16 protein-coding genes are annotated in these 17,937 nt (G+C 60.2%); 4 read left to right on the forward strand and 12 right to left on the reverse strand.

Annotated elements, in window-relative coordinates:
* The first annotated feature begins 6 nt into the window (after positions 1-6).
* Entirely contained in the window at positions 7-1,134 is a 1,128-nt protein-coding gene (locus ACM110_RS28270; protein WP_416130364.1) for an acyl-CoA dehydrogenase, read from the forward strand.
* Positions 1,135-1,150: 16 nt separating this feature from the next.
* Complete coding sequence (locus tag ACM110_RS28275) at positions 1,151-1,924, forward strand: enoyl-CoA hydratase (RefSeq protein ID WP_416130365.1); 774 nt, start codon at positions 1,151-1,153, stop codon at positions 1,922-1,924.
* 92 nt (positions 1,925-2,016) lie between these two features.
* Here ACM110_RS28275 and ACM110_RS28280 read toward each other — a convergent pair whose 3' ends face one another.
* The 11 genes from ACM110_RS28280 to argH form a co-directional block, all read right to left on the reverse strand.
* A complete protein-coding gene (locus tag ACM110_RS28280) occupies positions 2,017-3,168 on the reverse strand; it encodes an acyl-CoA dehydrogenase family protein (RefSeq protein WP_416130366.1) in 1,152 nt (383 codons plus the stop codon).
* Between the two features lie 3 nt (positions 3,169-3,171).
* Complete coding sequence (locus ACM110_RS28285) at positions 3,172-4,278, reverse strand: enoyl-CoA hydratase/isomerase family protein (RefSeq protein ID WP_416130367.1); 1,107 nt, start codon at positions 4,276-4,278, stop codon at positions 3,172-3,174.
* A gap of 217 nt (positions 4,279-4,495) precedes the next feature.
* The gene (locus ACM110_RS28290; RefSeq protein WP_416130368.1) at positions 4,496-5,203 is read right to left on the reverse strand and encodes an HPP family protein; all 708 of its coding nucleotides are present in this window, start codon (positions 5,201-5,203) and stop codon (positions 4,496-4,498) included.
* Between the two features lie 161 nt (positions 5,204-5,364).
* Positions 5,365-6,543, reverse strand: coding sequence for an MFS transporter (locus ACM110_RS28295; RefSeq protein ID WP_416130369.1), 1,179 nt, complete (start codon positions 6,541-6,543; stop codon positions 5,365-5,367).
* A gap of 151 nt (positions 6,544-6,694) precedes the next feature.
* Positions 6,695-8,044, reverse strand: a complete 1,350-nt coding sequence (locus tag ACM110_RS28300) for an MmgE/PrpD family protein (protein WP_416130370.1) — start codon at positions 8,042-8,044, stop codon at positions 6,695-6,697.
* Positions 8,041-8,928 (reverse strand): polysaccharide deacetylase family protein, encoded by an 888-nt coding sequence (locus tag ACM110_RS28305; protein WP_416130371.1) that lies wholly within the window; start codon positions 8,926-8,928, stop codon positions 8,041-8,043. Before ACM110_RS28305 ends, ACM110_RS28300 begins: the two co-directional genes overlap by 4 nt.
* Positions 8,921-9,769: a polysaccharide deacetylase family protein gene (locus ACM110_RS28310; protein ID WP_416130372.1), complete on the reverse strand. Its 849-nt coding sequence runs from the start codon at positions 9,767-9,769 to the stop codon at positions 8,921-8,923. The genes ACM110_RS28305 and ACM110_RS28310 overlap by 8 nt, the downstream gene beginning before the upstream one ends.
* A 152-nt stretch (positions 9,770-9,921) precedes the next feature.
* Positions 9,922-10,746: an ABC transporter substrate-binding protein gene (locus ACM110_RS28315; protein ID WP_416130373.1), complete on the reverse strand. Its 825-nt coding sequence runs from the start codon at positions 10,744-10,746 to the stop codon at positions 9,922-9,924.
* A 39-nt stretch (positions 10,747-10,785) separates the two neighbouring features.
* A complete protein-coding gene (locus ACM110_RS28320) occupies positions 10,786-11,550 on the reverse strand; it encodes an amino acid ABC transporter ATP-binding protein (protein WP_338581046.1) in 765 nt (254 codons plus the stop codon).
* Between the two features lie 10 nt (positions 11,551-11,560).
* Complete coding sequence (locus ACM110_RS28325) at positions 11,561-12,439, reverse strand: amino acid ABC transporter permease (protein ID WP_416130374.1); 879 nt, start codon at positions 12,437-12,439, stop codon at positions 11,561-11,563.
* A gap of 149 nt (positions 12,440-12,588) precedes the next feature.
* Positions 12,589-14,016 (reverse strand): argininosuccinate lyase, encoded by a 1,428-nt coding sequence (gene argH, locus ACM110_RS28330; protein WP_416130375.1) that lies wholly within the window; start codon positions 14,014-14,016, stop codon positions 12,589-12,591.
* A gap of 296 nt (positions 14,017-14,312) precedes the next feature.
* On the opposite strand from argH, the gene ACM110_RS28335 reads away from it, so the two are divergent.
* On the forward strand, positions 14,313-15,278 hold the full coding sequence (locus tag ACM110_RS28335; RefSeq protein ID WP_416130376.1) for a LysR family transcriptional regulator: 966 nt from the start codon (positions 14,313-14,315) through the stop codon (positions 15,276-15,278).
* A 158-nt stretch (positions 15,279-15,436) separates the two neighbouring features.
* On the opposite strand, the gene ACM110_RS28340 is transcribed toward ACM110_RS28335, so the two are convergent.
* Positions 15,437-16,816 carry a UDP-glucose dehydrogenase family protein gene (locus ACM110_RS28340; protein WP_416130377.1) on the reverse strand — a complete coding sequence of 460 codons (1,380 nt, stop codon included), beginning with the start codon at positions 16,814-16,816 and terminating at the stop codon, positions 15,437-15,439.
* A 108-nt stretch (positions 16,817-16,924) separates the two neighbouring features.
* Here ACM110_RS28340 and xerC point away from each other — a divergent pair, with 108 nt between their 5' ends.
* Positions 16,925-17,935 (forward strand): site-specific integrase, encoded by a 1,011-nt coding sequence (gene xerC, locus ACM110_RS28345; protein WP_416130396.1) that lies wholly within the window; start codon positions 16,925-16,927, stop codon positions 17,933-17,935.
* Positions 17,936-17,937: the final 2 nt, after the last annotated feature.

The raw sequence follows: 17,937 nt of genomic DNA on the forward strand, positions 1-17,937 counted from the left end.
ATTGCCATGATCCCCAATGACGACCAACAACAAATCCGCGACATGGCCCGGCAGTTCGCCGAGGAACGGCTGAAACCGTTCGCCGCCGAGTGGGACCGTGAGCATCGTTTCCCCAAGGAAGCCATCGGCGAGATGGCCGAGCTGGGCTTCTTCGGCATGCTGGTGCCGGAGCAGTGGGGCGGTTGCGACACCGGTTACCTGGCCTACGCCATGGCCCTGGAAGAAATCGCCGCGGGCGATGGCGCCTGCTCGACCATCATGAGCGTGCACAACTCGGTGGGCTGCGTGCCGATCCTGCATTACGGCAACGATGAGCAGAAAGAACGCTTCCTCAAGCCGTTGGCCAGCGGCGCAATGCTTGGCGCTTTTGCGCTGACCGAACCGCAGGCTGGTTCCGACGCCAGCGGCCTGAAAACCCGCGCGAAGCTGAACGGCGATCACTATGTGCTCAACGGCTGCAAACAGTTCATCACCTCCGGGCAGAACGCCGGGATCGTGATCGTGTTTGCGGTGACCGACCCGACGGCAGGCAAGCGCGGCATCAGTGCGTTCATCGTGCCTACCGACTCGCCGGGCTACAAAGTCGCGCGGGTCGAAGACAAGCTAGGCCAGCACGCCTCCGACACCTGCCAGATCCTTTTCGAAGACGTCAAAGTCCCGGTGGCCAACCGCTTGGGTGAAGAGGGCGAAGGCTACAGGATTGCCCTGGCCAACCTCGAAGGCGGACGTGTCGGCATCGCTTCGCAATCAGTGGGCATGGCCCGTGCTGCGTTCGAAGCGGCGCGTGATTACGCCCGTGAGCGCGAGAGCTTCGGCAAGCCGATCATCGAACATCAGGCCGTGGCGTTCCGCCTGGCGGACATGGCGACCCAGATCGCCGTGGCCCGGCAAATGGTGCATTACGCCGCCGCCCTGCGTGACAGTGGTAAACCGGCGCTGGTCGAAGCATCGATGGCCAAGCTGTTCGCCTCGGAAATGGCCGAAAAGGTCTGTTCTTCGGCCTTGCAAACCCTCGGCGGTTACGGTTATTTGAACGACTTCCCGCTGGAGCGGATATACCGCGACGTGCGGGTCTGCCAGATCTACGAAGGCACCAGCGACATTCAGCGCATGGTCATTTCGCGCAATCTTTGAAAGAAGGAACCATTACGTGAACTACGAAACGATTTTGCTGGAAACCCACGGCCGCGTTGGCCTGATCACTCTCAATCGCCCGCAGGCGCTGAACGCCTTGAATGCGCAGATCGTCAGCGAGCTGAACCACGCCCTCGATGGTCTGGAAGCCGATTCGAACATCGGTTGCATCGTGCTGACCGGCTCGAAAAAAGCCTTCGCCGCTGGTGCCGACATCAAGGAAATGGCTGAGCTGACCTATCCGCAAATCTATCTGGACGACCTGTTCAGCGACAGCGACCGCGTGGCCAACCGCCGCAAGCCGATCATCGCGGCGGTCAATGGTTTTGCCTTGGGTGGCGGCTGTGAACTGGCGCTGATGTGCGACTTCATTTTGGCAGGCGACAACGCCAAATTCGGCCAACCGGAAATCAACCTCGGCGTGCTACCGGGCATGGGCGGCACCCAGCGCCTGACCCGCGCCGTGGGCAAGGCCAAGGCTATGGAAATGTGCCTGAGCGGGCGCCTGATCGATGCGGTGGAAGCAGAGCGTTGCGGGATCGTGGCGCGGATCGTGCCGAGCGATGAGCTGTTGGATGAGGCGTTGAAAGTTGCCGCGTTGATCGCCAAGAAGTCCTTGCCGATTGCGATGATGGTCAAGGAAAGCGTCAACCGCGCCTTTGAAGTGAGCCTGTCCGAAGGCGTGCGCTTTGAGCGTCGGGTGTTCCACGCGGCGTTTGCGACGCAGGATCAGAAGGAAGGGATGGCGGCGTTTGTTGCCAAACGTGAAGCGGAGTTCAAAGGCAAGTAATTCGGTTAGATCAAAAGATCGCAGCCTTCGGCAGCTCCTACAGGTACACGCATAACCCTGTAGGAGCTGCCGAAGGCTGCGATCTTTTGCTTTTACACCAGGTAGTTCTTCAGTTCGCGGGCAATCACCATCCGCTGAATCTCGCTCGACCCTTCGTAGATCTGGGTGATCCGCGCATCCCGGTAATACTTTTCTACCGGGTAATCCTCCAGATACCCGTACCCGCCATGAATCTGAATCGCTGACGAGCAAACCTTCTCGGCCATTTCCGAGGCGAACAGCTTGGCTTGCGAAGCCTCCGACAGGCATGGTTTGCCGGCCGTGCGCAGGCGCGCCGCATGCAGGATCATCAACCGCGCCGCATTAAGCTGCATGTGCATATCAGCCAACAGGTTGGCGATGCTTTGGTGCTCGATGATCGGTTTGTCGAACTGCACACGATCACGGGAGTAAGCCAGCGCCGCTTCGAACGCCGCACGGGCGATGCCCAGTGCCTGCGCGGCGATGCCGATGCGGCCGCCTTCGAGGTTGGACAGGGCGATGGCCAGGCCTTTACCGCGTTCACCCAGCAAGTTGGCTTCGGGAATGGTGCAGTTGTTGAGCGTCACGGCACAGGTGTCGGACGCGCGAATGCCCATCTTGTGTTCGGTGCGGTCGACGATGAAACCGGCGGTGTCGGTCGGCACCAGGAACGCCGAAATACCGCGCTTGCCGAGGTCCGGATCGGTCACGGCAAACACGATGGCCAGTTTCGCCCGTTTGCCGTTGCTGACAAATTGTTTGGCGCCGTTGATCACCCACTGACCGTCACGCAGTTCGGCGCGGGTGCGCAGGTTGTGCGCTTCGGAACCGGCCTGGGGTTCGGTCAGGCAGAAGCAGCCGATGGTCTGGCCGCTTGCCAGATCAGCCAGCCAGGTCTGTTTCTGCTCTTCAGTGCCGTAATTGAGCACCGGCCCGCAACCCACCGAGTTGTGGATGCTCATGAACGCGCCGGTAGCGCCGTCGCCGGCCGAGATTTCTTCCACTGCCAACGCATAGGCAACGTAGTCGACGTAGGTACCGCCCCATTCCTCAGGCACCACCATGCCTAACAGGCCCAATTCCCCCATCTTCGCCACCAGACCGTCGTCGATCCAGCCGGCCTTTTCCCAGGCCTGGGCGTGAGGCGCGATTTCACCGCGGGCAAAGTCCCGGGCCATGTCGCGGATCATTACTTGTTCTTCAGTCAATTCGAGATCGTGCATGGCTCAGCTCCCGCTCTCATCAAAACCGTTGAAGAAACTCGCCACGTGTTCGGCGTCCAGCGCCTGCAAGGTGGGCGGGTTCCAGCGCGGATTCTTGTCTTTGTCGATCAGCAGGGCGCGCACGCCTTCGATCAGGTCGCCACGCTCGAACCACTGGCGGTCCAGGTGCAGCTCAAGGGCAAAGCATTGTTCAAGGCTCAGGCGCCGACCGCGACGCAGCATTTCCAGGGTCACGCCCATGGCCAGTGGTGAACGCGTCTCCAACAGGTCGGCGGTGTTTTTCGCCCATTCGTGGCTGTCGGCGACCGTTACTTCGCGCATTTGCTCAACCATACTCGGCACGTCAGGCAACGCGAAGAAGTGGTCGATGGCCGGGCGCAAAGTCGCCAATGGCGCATCCGGCAACTGTTGCACGGCGAGCTTCGCCAGCAGGCTTTGCAGGTCCTTCAGCGGTGTGTCGCGCCACTCCAGTTGATCGAGTTTTTCGTCCAGCGTGGCCAGTTTGCTGCTGTCCAGATACCAGTCGGCCAAGCCGCAATACAGCGCATCGGCGGCGCGGATCTGCACGCCGCTGACGCCCAGATAAATCCCCAGTTCACCGGGAATGCGTGGCAGGAAGTAGCTGCCGCCGACGTCCGGAAAATAACCGATGCCCACTTCCGGCATCGCCAGACGGCTTTTCTCGGTGACCACCCGCAGATCGGCGCCTTGCACCAGACCCATGCCGCCGCCGAGGACGAATCCGTCCATCAGTGCCAGCACGGGTTTGCGGTAGTGGTGAATCGCGATGTCGAGCGCGTATTCCTCGACGAAGAAATCTTCGTGCAGCGTGTCGCCGCTTTTGAAGCTGTCGTAGAGCGAGCGGATATCGCCACCGGCACAAAATGCCTTTTCGCCGGCACCGCGCAAAACCACAGCATGCACCTGCGAATCGTGAGCCCAGGCGTCGAGCTGGCGATGCAGGTTGCGCACCATGTTGAGGGTGATGGCGTTGAGGCCGGCGGGGCGGTTGAGGGTCAGGTGACCGATGTGGTTGCGTACTTCGGCCAGCACTTCGTTTTGTGTGGCATCCATGGACCAGCTCGCCTTCGATGAAACCTGAGCAGTCATCACTAACTCCCTGCTTTTATTGTTCTTTATAGAGAAGCTCGCGCGCGAGCGATGCTGGATCGTACCAGTGCAAATTTGTGATGTACAACCGGGATATGTGCAGCGTCTATTTGCGTTTTTGCCTTATGGCAAAGAAAAAAAATCGCAGCCTTCGGCAGCTCCTACAGGAGAATGCATTCCAATGTAGGAGCTGCCGAAGGCTGCGATCTTTTGATCTTTAATGCGTACGCGACAACACTTCCCCAATACTGCGCCGCTTGGCATGCAGTTCGCTGGTATGGATCAGCTGTTCGAGGTCTTCGGGGGTGACGTCGAAGAAGGCTTCCATTTCAGCCAGGGCCAGTTTCAGGTCTTGCGCGGTGATCGCCTGGGATTCCACCGGAGGATGGTCGGCCGGGACCACGGCGACGGGTTCGCTGGCGCGCTTGGGGTAACGGATGCGAGTCAGGTTGTTATAGGCCAGGGCGCTGAACAGCATGGTCGATGCAGCGAGCATCACCGGGCCAAGCTCTTTCCAGTCCAGGGCAATGGTCGCCGGGTCGGCCAGGACCAGCAACAATGCCAGTGCTCCAGCCGGCGGGTGCAGGCAACGCAGCCAGCACATCAGGATCACCGCCATGCCGGCTGCGAGGCAAGCGCTGCCGAGGGTTCGTCCGAGCACGTGGGCGACCAGCAAAGAGACGACCCCGGCACTCAAATAACCGCCGAGTATCGACCAGGGTTGTGCGAGTGCTCCAGAAGACACCGCGAACAACAACACCGCCGAGGCACCCAGCGGACCGACCAGATGCTGCGCCACTTCCATGCCGAAAACCTGAGCACAGACCCAGACGCTGAGCATCGTTCCCAGTGCCATACCGATGGCAGCGCGGCTCCATTCAGTCGGGCGGGTGTTGATAGCGGCGGGCAACCAGCGAGCGAGCATGATTAAGATCAATCCGTAGACAAAACCTGAGGAAAAAAAAAGGCTTATCTGGGATACCCAGAAAGCCCTTGAAGGTTGTTCCAACTATTGGGGGAGGAACGAGCACAGTGTGCCGTTACTTGCTGATGCTGACAAATTCATATTAATGAGGCTTCAGTTCACTAATTCTGATGTAAGGCCACTCGACGCCCACTCATAAAACACAGGAAACCGCCCATCGCCGTGAGTGCGCTCAACGCGTAGAACATGGTCGGTGCCGGGGTATGCATCAACAGGAACCCGCAGATCACCGGGCTCAGCGCGCCGCCGAGGGCCGCCAGGTTCTGGGCACCGTAGTAACTGCCGCGCAGTTCTTCCGGCGCCAGCGTATCAACGAAGAGGAACTCCGCTGGGTAAATGATCATTTCCCCGAGGGTGAAAATGAACATCGCCACGCACCAGCTGAGCATGCTGTCGGCCAGGCTGAAGCCGATCAACCCCAGAATGAACAGGCTGGTGCCGCCGGCAATCCAGAAGCGCAGCTTTTCCCGATTGAGGAAGCGGCCGATCTGGTACTGCAACAGAATCACGCTGATGGCGTTGCAGGCGAGCAGGGCGGCCATGATTTCCAGCGCGCGTTTGGAATCGTGGGTTACCAGCAGGTATTGCGACAGGTACAGGGTGAAGCGTCCGTGCACGACGGTGCTGAGCAGGCAGCCGCAGGTGAACATGATCAGCGTGCGGTCGTTTTTCAGGGTGATCAAGGTCTTGAGGAAACTCTGCGGTTGGCCAATCGCTGGCGCCTGCGCCGAATCCTTCGGGATGCCGATCATCAGGAAGATGCTGAAAAACGCGATGGCGCCGGCAATCAGGAACGGCGCAATCGGATACACGCCAGCGATCACCACGCCGAGCATCGGGCCGGTGGCATAGCCGATGTTGGTCAGGGTGTAGCGCAGGGAAAACGCCTTGGCGCGTTGTCCCATGGGCAGGTTTTCGCTGAGGATCGCTTTGGAGCCAATCAGGAACAACGCCGACGCGGTCTCGGTGATCACCAGGGTGGCCGTGGTCAGGTAGAGGTTTTCGGCGAAGGTCAGCAGCACGAAGCCGATGGCGCTGGAGAGCATCGCCAGAATCAGCAACCGGCGTTTTTCCAGGCGGTCGATGATGTAGCCGCCGTACAGGGCGAGCAGGGTGGCGATGAACACCGCGATGCCCAGCAGCAAGCCAACGTCCTGTTGGTTGAGCCCGAGCTTGTTGCTCAGGAACAGCGTGAGCAATGGGCTGGTGATGGCGCGGCTGACGACGATGGTCAGCGAAACGATCATCAACCGCCGAATAACGAGCGAGTAAGTGGCCACGGTGAGTGCAAATGTCCTTATTCAGATTTCGTAGTGTCTGGCGCGATACCGAGTTGCTGCCATCGCGGGCAAGCCTTGCTCCTACAAAGCCCACACAATCCTGTAGGAGCAAGGCTTGCCCGCGATGAGGCCGGAACAGCCAACGCCATGTTCAAGCCAGCCACCGTTCCAGCGCGCACACCGATTCCATTTCTTCAATCCGCCACAACTGCCCCAACAATTCTTCAGCCTGCCGCTGTGGAATCACCCGCTCAGCCAAACTGAAAAACTTCTCTTCCAGCGCCGCATCACTCAGCGGATTACCCGGTGCGCCCAGCGGCACTTCAACGCACAGGCTCGCCTGCCGACCGTCCACGGTCCGCACTGTCACCACGGGCTCGCCATCCTCGGACAGTTGCAGGTCTACTTCAAGGCGAATGCGCGACATCCACTGGGCAATGCGCGGATCACGGCGTTGCTCATCGTCATAGGCCTGCAACCGGCAATGACCGTGCACCAGCCGCGACGCCAGCGCATACGGCAAGCTCATCTGCGCGGCCGCGAGGCTGCTGACATCCTGACCACCGCACATGTCATGCAGAAACCCGCACAGCGAAACCTGCACGTCCTCGACCTGATCGACCGGCACCTTCAGTTGATCGAGCAACAGGCCCAACGCATCGATAGCCGAATGGGTTCCCCGGCATGACGCGTACGGCTTGATCGAACAGCGGGCGAGTTTCCACACTTCGCCGAGACCGGCATCCAGCGCCTCGGCAGTCGAAGTGGCCGGAGCGAGGGTTTTCAGAAAACCGCCCCAGACATCGTCAAATAATTGCGTCGGCCCGCTGATGCCCTGCTGGGCAAACCGCGCCGCCAGAAATCCACCCTCGGCGGCACGACCGCTGTGCAGTTTTTTGCTTTGCGAGCCGTCGTGGATAAAGGCCCACAATCCACCGCTGAAACTCCCGGCGATGCCCAGTGCCGACAAGGTTTGCCCGGCGTCCAGCCCGAGAATCCGCGCACTGGCCGCCGCTGCACCGAACACGCCGCAAGTTGCCGTGGAGTGCCAGCCGGCGCCGTTGTGGGCCGAATAGCCGCCGCAGGCTTCCAGTACGCGACGACCGATTTCGTAGCCGATGACCACGGCGGTGATGAACTCGCGGCCATTCACCGGTTTTGCGCTCATCGACACAGCCGCCATCACTGCCGGCAATACCACCGCGCCGGAATGGTCGCAGCCACCGGTGTCGTCCAGTTCCAGGGCGTGGGCGGCGATGCCGTTGAGCATGGCAGCCTGTGCCGCGCCGACCCGTAATTCAGTACCCCAAACCAGGCTGATGCCCGTTTCACCTTCGAACACCTGTCGCGCGGTTTTCGCCACATCGCTGCCAGCCCCGGCCAGTGTCGCGCCGAAGGTGTCGAGGATGTGCCGTTTGGCTCGCTCGACCAGCACCGGTGGCAGGTCTTCAAACCGCGTGTCGACGCAAAACTGCGCCAGCCGTTGCATGCGTTCGGTCATAGCAGGTAATCCCGGTAATGCCGTTCATACACTGAAGCGGGATGATCCTCGGTCACGGGCGCCGCGGATTCGGCCCACCATTGGGCGACTTCGGCGCCAGTGGCGATCCACACGTCCTGGTGCCGCAAAATCCCTTCCAGCAATTCGCGCAACACGCCGATCCGTCCCGGCGTGGCAATGATTTCCGGGTGCAGGCGCAGCACGTAACACAGGCCAAAACGGTGGAACCCGGCGAAATCCATTTGCAGGTTGCCGAGGGTGTGGCTGTAGGAGGCGATGCGCGATTGTGCCGGTGGCACGGCGGGGCTGAGGTTGAAGGCGAAGTAGGGTTCGTCCTCCAGTTCATAGTGCAATGGCAGCTCGACCACCTCGGGCGCGGTCGGGTGAGCGAACGGCAGATCATCGCCGCGCCATGACGACGACCAGCGAATGCCCTGATCGCGCAACGCTTCGATGAAACCCGGCGCACCGTTGCCGGCGGGGATGCGAAAACCGGTTGGGCGCTGGCCCGTCAGCGCAGTCAACGCGTCGCAACCTTTGGCGATGTCGGCGCTCTGGGTGGCGAGGTCGAGGCTGTCGTAGTCCTGATGGCGATACCCGGCGCAGGCGATTTCATGGCCGCCGGCCTGGATCGCGCGGATGTGCTCAGGGTTTTCCTCGGCGACGATGCCGGGGACAAACCAGCTGCTCGCCACCCCGAGCTCCTTGAACAGGCCGAGCAAACGCTCGACGCCGCGCTGGGTGCCGTAGCGCCACACCGACAGGGTCTTGTCGCGCCCGGCGACTTCCGGGGCCTGGGTGAGAATGCCGTGGATGTCGTTGTAGTCAACAGTCACGACCACGGCGCAGCGATAGCCTTTGGGCCAGTGAGCGGAATCAGCCATGGTGATGCTCCTTCAGCCACCAGTGGGCGACATCGCGGCAGGTGGCGAACCACACGTCGTCGCGTTGGCGCATGTGTTCGAAGAGTTTTTCCAGCAACAGGATGCGTCCCGGTTTGCCGGTGATCTTGGGGTGGAACAGGGTGGTCAGGCACAAGCCTTCGTTCATCGCGCCGTCGTATTCGCGGCACCAGTTGTCGAGGGTCAGCTCGTAGCTCGCGGTGCGGTCCAGCCCTGAAGGGAAGTTCGGCGCACGGGTGTAGGCGAGGGAGGCGTAATCGTCCATTTCCCAGCGCCCGGGGATTTCCACCAGTGGCGTGGCGTGGCCGGGTACGTTGACCAGATAGGGGCGATCATCGCCGCGCATGCTGCTGGAGTAGGTCACACCGGCGTCAACCAGCATCGCCGGAGTTTCTGCCCGCCAATCTCCGGACGGTGTGCGAAAGCCTTCGGCGCGGATGTGCAGGTGCTTCCAGAACACCTCGCGGGACAACTTCATCACGTCCTTTTGCTGTTCCAGCGTCAGGGCGTAAAAGGATTCGTGTTTATAGCCGTGATACGCCACCTCATGCCCGCGCTCGACAATCGCCTGGCACTGTTTCGGCCAGTTTTCCACGACCCAGGCCGGGACGAAAAATGTCGTCGGGATCTTGAACTCATCGAGCAGATCGAGAATCCGTGGCAATGCCCGATAAGGACCGTAACCACCGAAACCGAAGTACTCGGGCTTGCGCCAGATCGAGCCGTTGAGCATGGCATCGCCGGTCGGGCCATCGAGGTCGAAGGCCAGGGCCAGACAGGCCTTGTGCTGGTCGGGCCAGGTGGGTTGGGGTGAGGAGGACATCTGTGGTGCTCCAGTTATCTTCAAGTAAACACCCGATCCCTGTGGGAGCGGGCTTGCCCGCGATGAGGCCAGTACATTCAACATCTTCATCGACTGATACGCCGCCATCGCGAGCAAGCTCGCTCCCACAGGGAGTTGGGTCGCCTGCGCGATTACTTCCCGGCGTTAACCGTCACAGTCTTGATCGCGCCCAGTTCCAGGTCCCACTTCTTCAGGATCGCCTGGTAGCTGCCGTCGTCGATCATGCTTTGCAGCGCAACCTTCACCGCTTCGCTCAGCTCAGGCTTTTTCTTGCTCACGCCAAGGCCGGTGAACTGCTCGGAGATCGGCAGGCCCACGGTCTTGTACATGTCTTTTTCCTGGGTCTTGAGGTAGGACAGGGTTTCGCTGCCCTGCATCGCCGCGTCGATGCGGCTCTGGCGCAGTTGCGCCCGGGCGTCGGCCGAGCCTTCGGTGCCGATCACGTTGATCGCAGGCTTGCCGGCGGCTTCGCAGTTGGCCTTGCTCCACTCGGCGATTTCCGCCGGGAACGTGGTGCGACGGCTGGTGCCGACTTTCTTGCCGCACAGGTCGACGATCTCGTTGGTGTCCTTGTTTTTCTGCAAGGTGTAGAACTGCGGGCCGCTGGTGAAGTAGTCGACGAAAGTTACGCTGGCCTGACGCTCGGCGGTGTCGGTCATGCCCGACAGCACCATGTCCACCCGGTCGGTGGTCAGCGCATTGATCATTTGCTCGAAGCCGGTTTCCTGCCATTTGATCTTCACACCCAGACGCTCAGCCAGGGCATTGCCCAGGTCATAGTCGAGGCCGGTGAGGGTGTTTGTGGCCGGGTCCTTGAAATCCATCGGCGGGTAGTTCGGCATGATCGCGACGACGATCTCGCCCTTTTCCTTGATGCTGGCCGGCAATTCGGCGGCGAAACTGAAGCCGGAGGCCATGACGCCTGCGAGTACTGCTGGGATAACGAAGTTCTTCATGGTCGTTCTCTTATGAGTGTTGTGAGCGTCAACGGACGCTTAGGTTCGAACGGCAGAAATGAAGCTTTGGGTGCGTGGGTTTTGCGGACTTATTAGAATTTCTTCGGGGCTTCCAGCCTCCACGATCTGCCCGCCGTCCATGAACACCATGCGGTTGGAAACCTCGCGAGCGAAGCCCAGTTCATGGGTGACGACGATCATGGTCATGCCGGTCTGCGCCAGATCGCGCATCACCGACAGCACCTCACCGACCAGTTCCGGGTCGAGTGCCGAAGTGGGTTCATCGAACAGCATCAGCTTGGGACGCATGGCCAAGGCACGAGCAATGGCCACGCGCTGTTGCTGACCACCCGAAAGCTCGATCGGGTAGCTGTTGCGTTTGTCGGCCAGGCCGACGCGGGCAAGCAGTTCCAGGGCTTCTTCGTGCGCTTCTTTGGGCGAACGCTTGAGCACCTGGCACGGGCCTTCGATGATGTTTTGCAGCACAGTCATGTGCGGGAACAGGTTGAAGCGCTGGAACACCATGCCGGTGGACAGGCGCTGGCGGGCGATCTGCGACTCGTTGAGTTCGTGCAGTTTGTTGCCGACGACGCGGTAACCCACCAGTTCGCCGTCGACCCACAGGCCACCCTTGTCGATCTTTTCCAGCTGGTTGACGCAGCGCAGCAAGGTGCTCTTGCCGGAGCCGGACGGGCCGATGATGCACAGCACTTCGCCTTGCTCGACTTCGATGTTGACGTCCTTGAGCGCGTGGAACTGGTCGTAATACTTGTTCAGGCTCACGGCCTTGACGATGCTTCTCATGTCGGGTTCCTCAAGAACGCTTGCCGGCGCCACGAGCGAAACGACGCTCCAGACGACTTTGACCGAAAGACAGGACGGTGACGGTGGCCAGGTACCAGATACCGGCGACGATCAGCAGCTCCATCACGCGGGCATTGGCGTAGTAGATGTTCTGCGCGTTGTAGAGCAGCTCCGAGTACTGGATGACACTCGCCAGCGAGGTCATTTTCACCATGCCGATGAACTCGTTGCCGACCGGCGGAATGATGACCCGCATGGCCTGCGGCAAGATGACCCGGCGCAACGCTTGCAAGCGTGGCATGCCGATCGACTTGGCGGCTTCGTACTGACCGGTGTCCACCGAGAGCAGGCCGGCGCGCACCACTTCGGCGGTGTAGGCACCCTGGTTGATGCTCAAGCCGAGCAGAGCAGCCACGAACGGCGTCATCAGGCTCACGGTGTCGACTTCGATCAGGCCGGGGATGCCGATGGTGGGGAAGATCAGCGCCAGGTTGAACCACAACAGCAGTTGCAAAATCAGCGGCGTACCGCGGAACAGCCATGTGTAGGTCACCGCCACATAGCGCAGGATCGGGTTGGCCGACATGCGCATGATCGCGGTGATCACCCCGAACACGATGCCCAGGGCCATCGCCAGCACGGCCATGACGATGGTGTTGAGCAAACCCCACATGATCGCCTGGGAGGTGAGGAACTGGCCGATGTACGACCATTCGATCTTGCCTTCGGCGAAGGCGCGCACCAGGCCCAAAATGGCGATGACGATGACCGTGGCGAAGAAAATCCGCCCGTAATAGCGCCGCGGCACGTGTTGGTATTGGGTAATGTCGAACTGGTTTTCCGCCAGTTTGCGCTCCGCCTGGAGTCGTTCTGCCTGTGTCTGGCTCATGTTGGTTCTCCGAACTGTTCTTTCAAATCCACCACGGTTCCTGTAGGAGCAAAGCTTGCTCGCGATAGCGGTGTATGGGACGACATCAATGTTGGATGTGACGCCGCCATCGCGAGCAAGCTTTGCTCCTACAGGAGTTGCATCGCCTATCAGAGGCGGAAGCCCTGGTAGTTTTCGGTCCACGCGTGTTGCGCGGCGAGGGCGGTTTTCAGGCGGCCGATCTGTTCGCGCACCTGTTGCGGCGCGGTGCCGCCCCAGCCGCTGCGGGCAGCGATGGCGGCTTCCAGGGTCAGGCTGTCGCGTACTTCCGGGGTCAGGCGTGGATCGATCTCGGCCAGCAAGGCCGGCGAGGCTTCCCACAATTCGATGTCGTGTTTTTCACAGGCCTTCACCAGTGCGCCGGTGATTTCATGGGCTTCCTTGAACGGCACGCCGCGCAGCGCCAGCCAGTCGGCGACTTCGGTGGCGAGGGTGAAGCCCAGGGGCGCCTGGCGTCGCAGTTCTTCAACGTTGACGGTCATGGTTGCGACCATCCCGGCCATGGCCGGCAGCACCAGCAGCAGGGTGTCGACGCTGTCGAGCACGCCGTTCTTGTCTTCGCTCAAGTCGCGGTTGTACGACAGCGGCAGGGATTTCAAAGTGGACAGCAGGCCGGTCAGGTTGCCGATCAGGCGTCCGGCCTTGCCCCGCGCCAGTTCAGCGATGTCCGGGTTTTTCTTCTGCGGCATGATCGAGCTGCCGGTGGCGTAGGCGTCGTCCAGTGCGACCCAGCGGAACTGCCGCGACGACCACAGGCAAAACTCTTCAGCCAGGCGCGAGATGTTGATGCCGAGCATGCTGGCAATGAACAGGAATTCGGCGACGTGATCGCGGCTGGCCACGGCGTCGATGGAGTTTTCGCACACTCCGCTGTAACCCATTTCTTTCGCCGATTGCTGCGGCAGGCGAGCGATGGCCGAACCGGCCATGGCCGCCGCGCCCAGCGGCGACAGCGAGGTGCGTGCGTCCCAGTCCACCAGGCGCTGCACGTCACGCAGCATCGATTGCGAATGGGCCAGCAAGTGATGGGCGAAGACAATCGGCTGCGCTTGCTGCAAATGGGTGAAGCCGGGGCAAATGCTCTCGATGTGTTGCTCGGCCTGATCCACCAGCGCTTGCTGCAAGGCCAGCACCTCGACGGCCAGGGTGCGGACGTGATCACGCAGGAACAGGCGCAGGTCGTTGGCGGTCTGGTCGTTGCGTGAACGGCCGGCGCGCAGCTTGCCGCCCAGCGCACCGAGGCGTTCGGTCAGCAGGCGTTCGATGAAGGTGTGAACGTCTTCGTCGTCCAGGGTCGGGGCAATGCTGCCGGCGCGGAAGTCAGTGCCGATGCGTTCCAGTGCGTCGAGCATGGTCAGGGTTTCTTGCTCGCTCAAAAGCCCGGCGCGTTGCAGCTCCCGGGCGTGAGCCTTGGAGCCGGCGAGGTCGTACGGGGTCAGGCGGAAATAGCGCTCGGGGCAACGGGAGAGAGCGGCCAGGGCTTCGGACGGACCGCTTTTGAAGCGAGCACCCCAGAGACGGTCGGTAGCTTGAGACATTGTTGTTTTCCTCGTCGGTAACGGCGTCAGATCAAAGTGGCATTTTTCATGTAGGAGCTGCCGAAGGCTGCGATCTTTTGACTTTTCAAAAACAAGATCAAAAGATCGCAGCCTTCGGCAGCTCCTACGTCGAAGTGTCAGCTTTTAATGTTTCGAGATCAGTGAGTTGGCACTGATGTTCGGGATTTTTTGGCGGTTGCCAAGCCTGGTTTTCTGTGTTCATTATTATTAGGCCAGCTATGTTTTTGTTGTTGGGCACAGAGTGTTGAACGCGGCGCCAGAGGTAAATAAGCATTATGGAAACCCCACTTTCCAATTCCGGAAACCCGCCGCCGAAAACGCTGCAACGGGCACCGCTGGCCCTGAGCGGGCTGGATTTCAAATTGCTCAAGGTGTTCAAGGCCGTGGTCGAGGCGGGCGGTTTCAGTGCGGCGCAAAACGAGCTGAATGTGGGGCTGGCCGCCATCAGCAAACAGATCTCCGACCTGGAAATCCGCATCGGCATGCGCTTGTGCACCCGTGGTCGCGAGGGGTTTCACCTGACCGAAGAAGGGCGCCTGGTGTATCAGGCGTCGATTGATCTGTTTGCCTCGGTCGACAACTTTCGTGACCGGCTTAGTTCAGCGCAGAACGAACTTATTGGTGATTTGGGTGTGGGGGTTATCGATAACACGATATCCGACGTTAATTCACCGTTAGTTACAGCGCTTAGAAGGATTAACGAGCAATCACCGAAGGTCAGGTTTCAACTTCAGGCCACACAGTTGGATGAAGTGGAAAGAGGCGTGGTAGAGGGTCGGTTAGTAGCTGGAATCGTGCCGGTTTATCAGAAGCGTGAAGAGTTTGATTACTACGCCTTATATGAGGAGCGCTCGGAGGTCTATTGCGCGGTCGGCCACCCGTTGTTCACCATGGCCGACACGGAAATGGGCAGCAATGTGCTCAAGGATCACGAGTGCATCAATCACCGTTACGCGATTCATCGCGACAAACTCAACTTTGCCCACTACGACAGTTTTTCCGCCTCGGCGACCCAAGTGGAAGCCGTGGCCCTACTGATCAAGACTGGCCGTTTCGTGGGTTTCCTGCCGCAGCATTACGCGGCGCCGATGGTAGAGCGGGGAGAGTTTCGCGCAATACGCCCGGACCTGATCAATATCGTCACGCCGTTCAATCTGATCCTTCGGCACAACACCGTGCGTAGTCCGTTGGTGAAAGCATTTGCGCTGGCGTTGGGGGTTGATTTGAAGGCGTTGGTTTAATCGTTTTCAAATACCTGCGAGCAATTAACAGAAAACCACCACCCCTGTAGGAGCTGCCGCAGGCTGCGATTTTTTGATCTTCAGCAACCCTATGTCTAGTAAAGAACAAGATCAAAAGATCGCAGCCTGCGGCAGCTCCTACAAAAGGCGGGTAGTTGTTATGCCACCACCTGAGCAGCAGGCCATTGCTGATATGGAATCGGCAACTTGCGCGACTCACCCCGGCCCATCGGGAAGTACATGAAACCATTGCGCGCCAGGCGTTCGGCGTCGTACAGGTTGCGGCCGTCGAAGATCACCGGTGCATTGAGCCGTTGGCGAATAAGCTCGAAATCCGGGGCCTTGAATTGTTGCCACTCGGTGCAAATGATCAGCGCGTCGGCGCCGTTCAACACCGATTCGGGTGTGCCCATCAGCATCAGCTTCGCTTCCTCGGGATACAGGTTCTGGGTTTCCTGCATGGCTTCCGGGTCGAATGCGCGCACATTGGCGCCAGCGGCCCACAGCGCTTCGAGCAGCACGCGGCTCGGTGCATCGCGCATGTCGTCAGTGTTCGGTTTGAACGCCAGACCCCACACGGCAAAGGTCTTGCCGCGTAAATCGCCCTTGTAGAACGCCTTGATGCGTTCGAACAGTTTGTGTTTCTGCCGTTGGTTGATGGCTTCCACCGCTTGCAGCAGGTCGCTGGAGCAGTGCGCCTCTTCGGCGCTGTGGATCAGGGCGCGCATGTCCTTGGGAAAACACGAACCGCCATAACCGCAACCGGGGTAGATGAAGTGGTAGCCGATGCGCGAATCGGCGCCGATGCCCAGGCGTACCGATTCGATGTCGGCGCCCAGGTGTTCGGCCAGTTCGGCGATCTGGTTGATGAAGCTGATCTTGGTCGCCAGCATGCAGTTGGCGGCGTACTTGGTCAGCTCGGCGCTGCGCAGGTCCATGAACATGATGCGCTCATGATTGCGGTTGAACGGCGAGTACAGATCGCGCATCACGTCGCGCACTTCTTCGCGTTCGCAGCCGATGACGATGCGGTCCGGGCGCCGGCAATCGGCCACGGCCGAGCCTTCTTTCAGAAATTCGGGATTGGAGACGATATCGAATTGCAGCAAACGGCCGACCTTGATCAGGCACTTGTCGATGTGCGCACGCAAGGTGTCGCCGGTGCCCACCGGCACCGTGGATTTCTCCACCAGGATCACCGGTTGTTCACGATGCCGCGCCACCGCGTCACCCACCGACAGCACGTAACGCAAGTCCGCCGAGCCATCCTCACGGGACGGCGTGCCGACTGCGATGAACAACACCTGGCCGTGTTGCACGGCGAACTTTTCGTCGGTGGTGAACTGCAACCGTTTGGCGTCCAGGCTTTCGCGCACCAGGCTGGCCAGCCCCGGTTCGAAAATGCTCACGTGGCCCTGTTGCAATAACTCGACTTTTTTCTCGTCAATGTCCATGCACACCACGTCATGGCCGACTTCAGCCAGGACGGCGGCTTGCACCAGGCCAACGTAACCGCTACCAAATACACTGATTTTCATGGCTTGCTCCTGCCGCGATCGACTGCGTTCGAGGATTGCATCACCATGTTTCAATTCATCTATCAGCAGAGCGGTGGCCCCTGTCGGCGACATTTGACTTTATCGGCCATGACCGGCAGCGTAACGACCCTCTTTGTCTACACACCGTTTGTTGCTACTTCTTTTTCAAGGCCGTTTCGTTTGATTGACCTACCCGATGTTGATTCAAGTACCCCCAAGACCAACCCGCTGACCGTGTACCTGGCGCGATTGGCATCGTCCAGCCAATTGACCATGCGTTATGTGTTGCAGGACGCCGCCGACCGCCTGGGCTTCGAAGAATTGAACATCGAGGAGATTCCCTGGCACGAGTTGCAGCCCGAGGACGTGATTGCGCTGGTGGCAACGTTGCGCACGGATGGCTATGCGCCGAATACCTCGTCGCTGTACGTCAACGCAGTGCGCGGGGTGATGAATGAAGCGTGGCGCATGAGCCTGATCAGCCAGGAACACTTGCTGAAAATGCGCTCGGTCAAGGGCATCGCCGGCACGCGTTTGTCCCAAGGGCGCAATCTGCGACGTACATTGATTCAGGAGTTGATGGAGGTCTGCGCCGCCGATCCACGGCCGCAGGGCCTGCGCGACGCGGCCATCATCGGGATTCTGTACGGTTCGGGGATGCGCAAGTCGGAATCGGTGAACCTGGACCTGAACCAGGTGGATTTCACCGAACGCAGCCTGCGGGTCACGGCCAAGGGCAACAAGCAGTTGATCAAGTACGCCCCGGCCTGGGCTTTCGCCAAACTCAATGCCTGGCTGGAGTTGCGCCGTTCACAACTCAAGGAAGGCGAAGCGGACGATACGTTCCTGTTCAATCGCATTCGCCGGGGCAGCCACATCACCCGCGAGCGCATCACCAAGCATGCGATCTACTACATCGCCCGGCAGCGCGGGGCGCAGGTGGGGGTGAAAATCATGCCCCATGATTTCCGCCGTTCGTTCATTACCCGGGTGATCGAGGAACACGACCTGTCGATCGCACAGAAACTGGCCCACCACAGCAACATCCAGACCACCGCCAATTACGACGTGCGCGATGACAACGAGCGGCGCCGTGCGGTGGATCGTTTCGATCTTTGATT

It is taken from the genome of Pseudomonas sp. NFX98 (assembly GCF_047784845.1).
Lineage (GTDB): Bacteria > Pseudomonadota > Gammaproteobacteria > Pseudomonadales > Pseudomonadaceae > Aquipseudomonas.

Coding starts and splice junctions, on each gene's coding strand:
- ACM110_RS28270 (WP_416130364.1), top strand. CDS start 7: ATGATCCCCAATGACGACCAACAACAAATCCGCGACATGGCCCGGCAG.
- ACM110_RS28325 (WP_416130374.1), bottom strand. CDS start 12,439: ATGAGCCAGACACAGGCAGAACGACTCCAGGCGGAGCGCAAACTGGCG.
- ACM110_RS28290 (WP_416130368.1), bottom strand. CDS start 5,203: ATGCTCGCTCGCTGGTTGCCCGCCGCTATCAACACCCGCCCGACTGAA.
- ACM110_RS28305 (WP_416130371.1), bottom strand. CDS start 8,928: ATGGCTGATTCCGCTCACTGGCCCAAAGGCTATCGCTGCGCCGTGGTC.
- ACM110_RS28280 (WP_416130366.1), bottom strand. CDS start 3,168: ATGCACGATCTCGAATTGACTGAAGAACAAGTAATGATCCGCGACATG.
- ACM110_RS28300 (WP_416130370.1), bottom strand. CDS start 8,044: ATGACCGAACGCATGCAACGGCTGGCGCAGTTTTGCGTCGACACGCGG.
- ACM110_RS28335 (WP_416130376.1), top strand. CDS start 14,313: ATGGAAACCCCACTTTCCAATTCCGGAAACCCGCCGCCGAAAACGCTG.
- ACM110_RS28315 (WP_416130373.1), bottom strand. CDS start 10,746: ATGAAGAACTTCGTTATCCCAGCAGTACTCGCAGGCGTCATGGCCTCC.
- ACM110_RS28310 (WP_416130372.1), bottom strand. CDS start 9,769: ATGTCCTCCTCACCCCAACCCACCTGGCCCGACCAGCACAAGGCCTGT.
- ACM110_RS28340 (WP_416130377.1), bottom strand. CDS start 16,816: ATGAAAATCAGTGTATTTGGTAGCGGTTACGTTGGCCTGGTGCAAGCC.
- argH (WP_416130375.1), bottom strand. CDS start 14,016: ATGTCTCAAGCTACCGACCGTCTCTGGGGTGCTCGCTTCAAAAGCGGT.
- ACM110_RS28320 (WP_338581046.1), bottom strand. CDS start 11,550: ATGAGAAGCATCGTCAAGGCCGTGAGCCTGAACAAGTATTACGACCAG.
- xerC (WP_416130396.1), top strand. CDS start 16,925: ATGACCGGCAGCGTAACGACCCTCTTTGTCTACACACCGTTTGTTGCT.
- ACM110_RS28285 (WP_416130367.1), bottom strand. CDS start 4,278: ATGACTGCTCAGGTTTCATCGAAGGCGAGCTGGTCCATGGATGCCACA.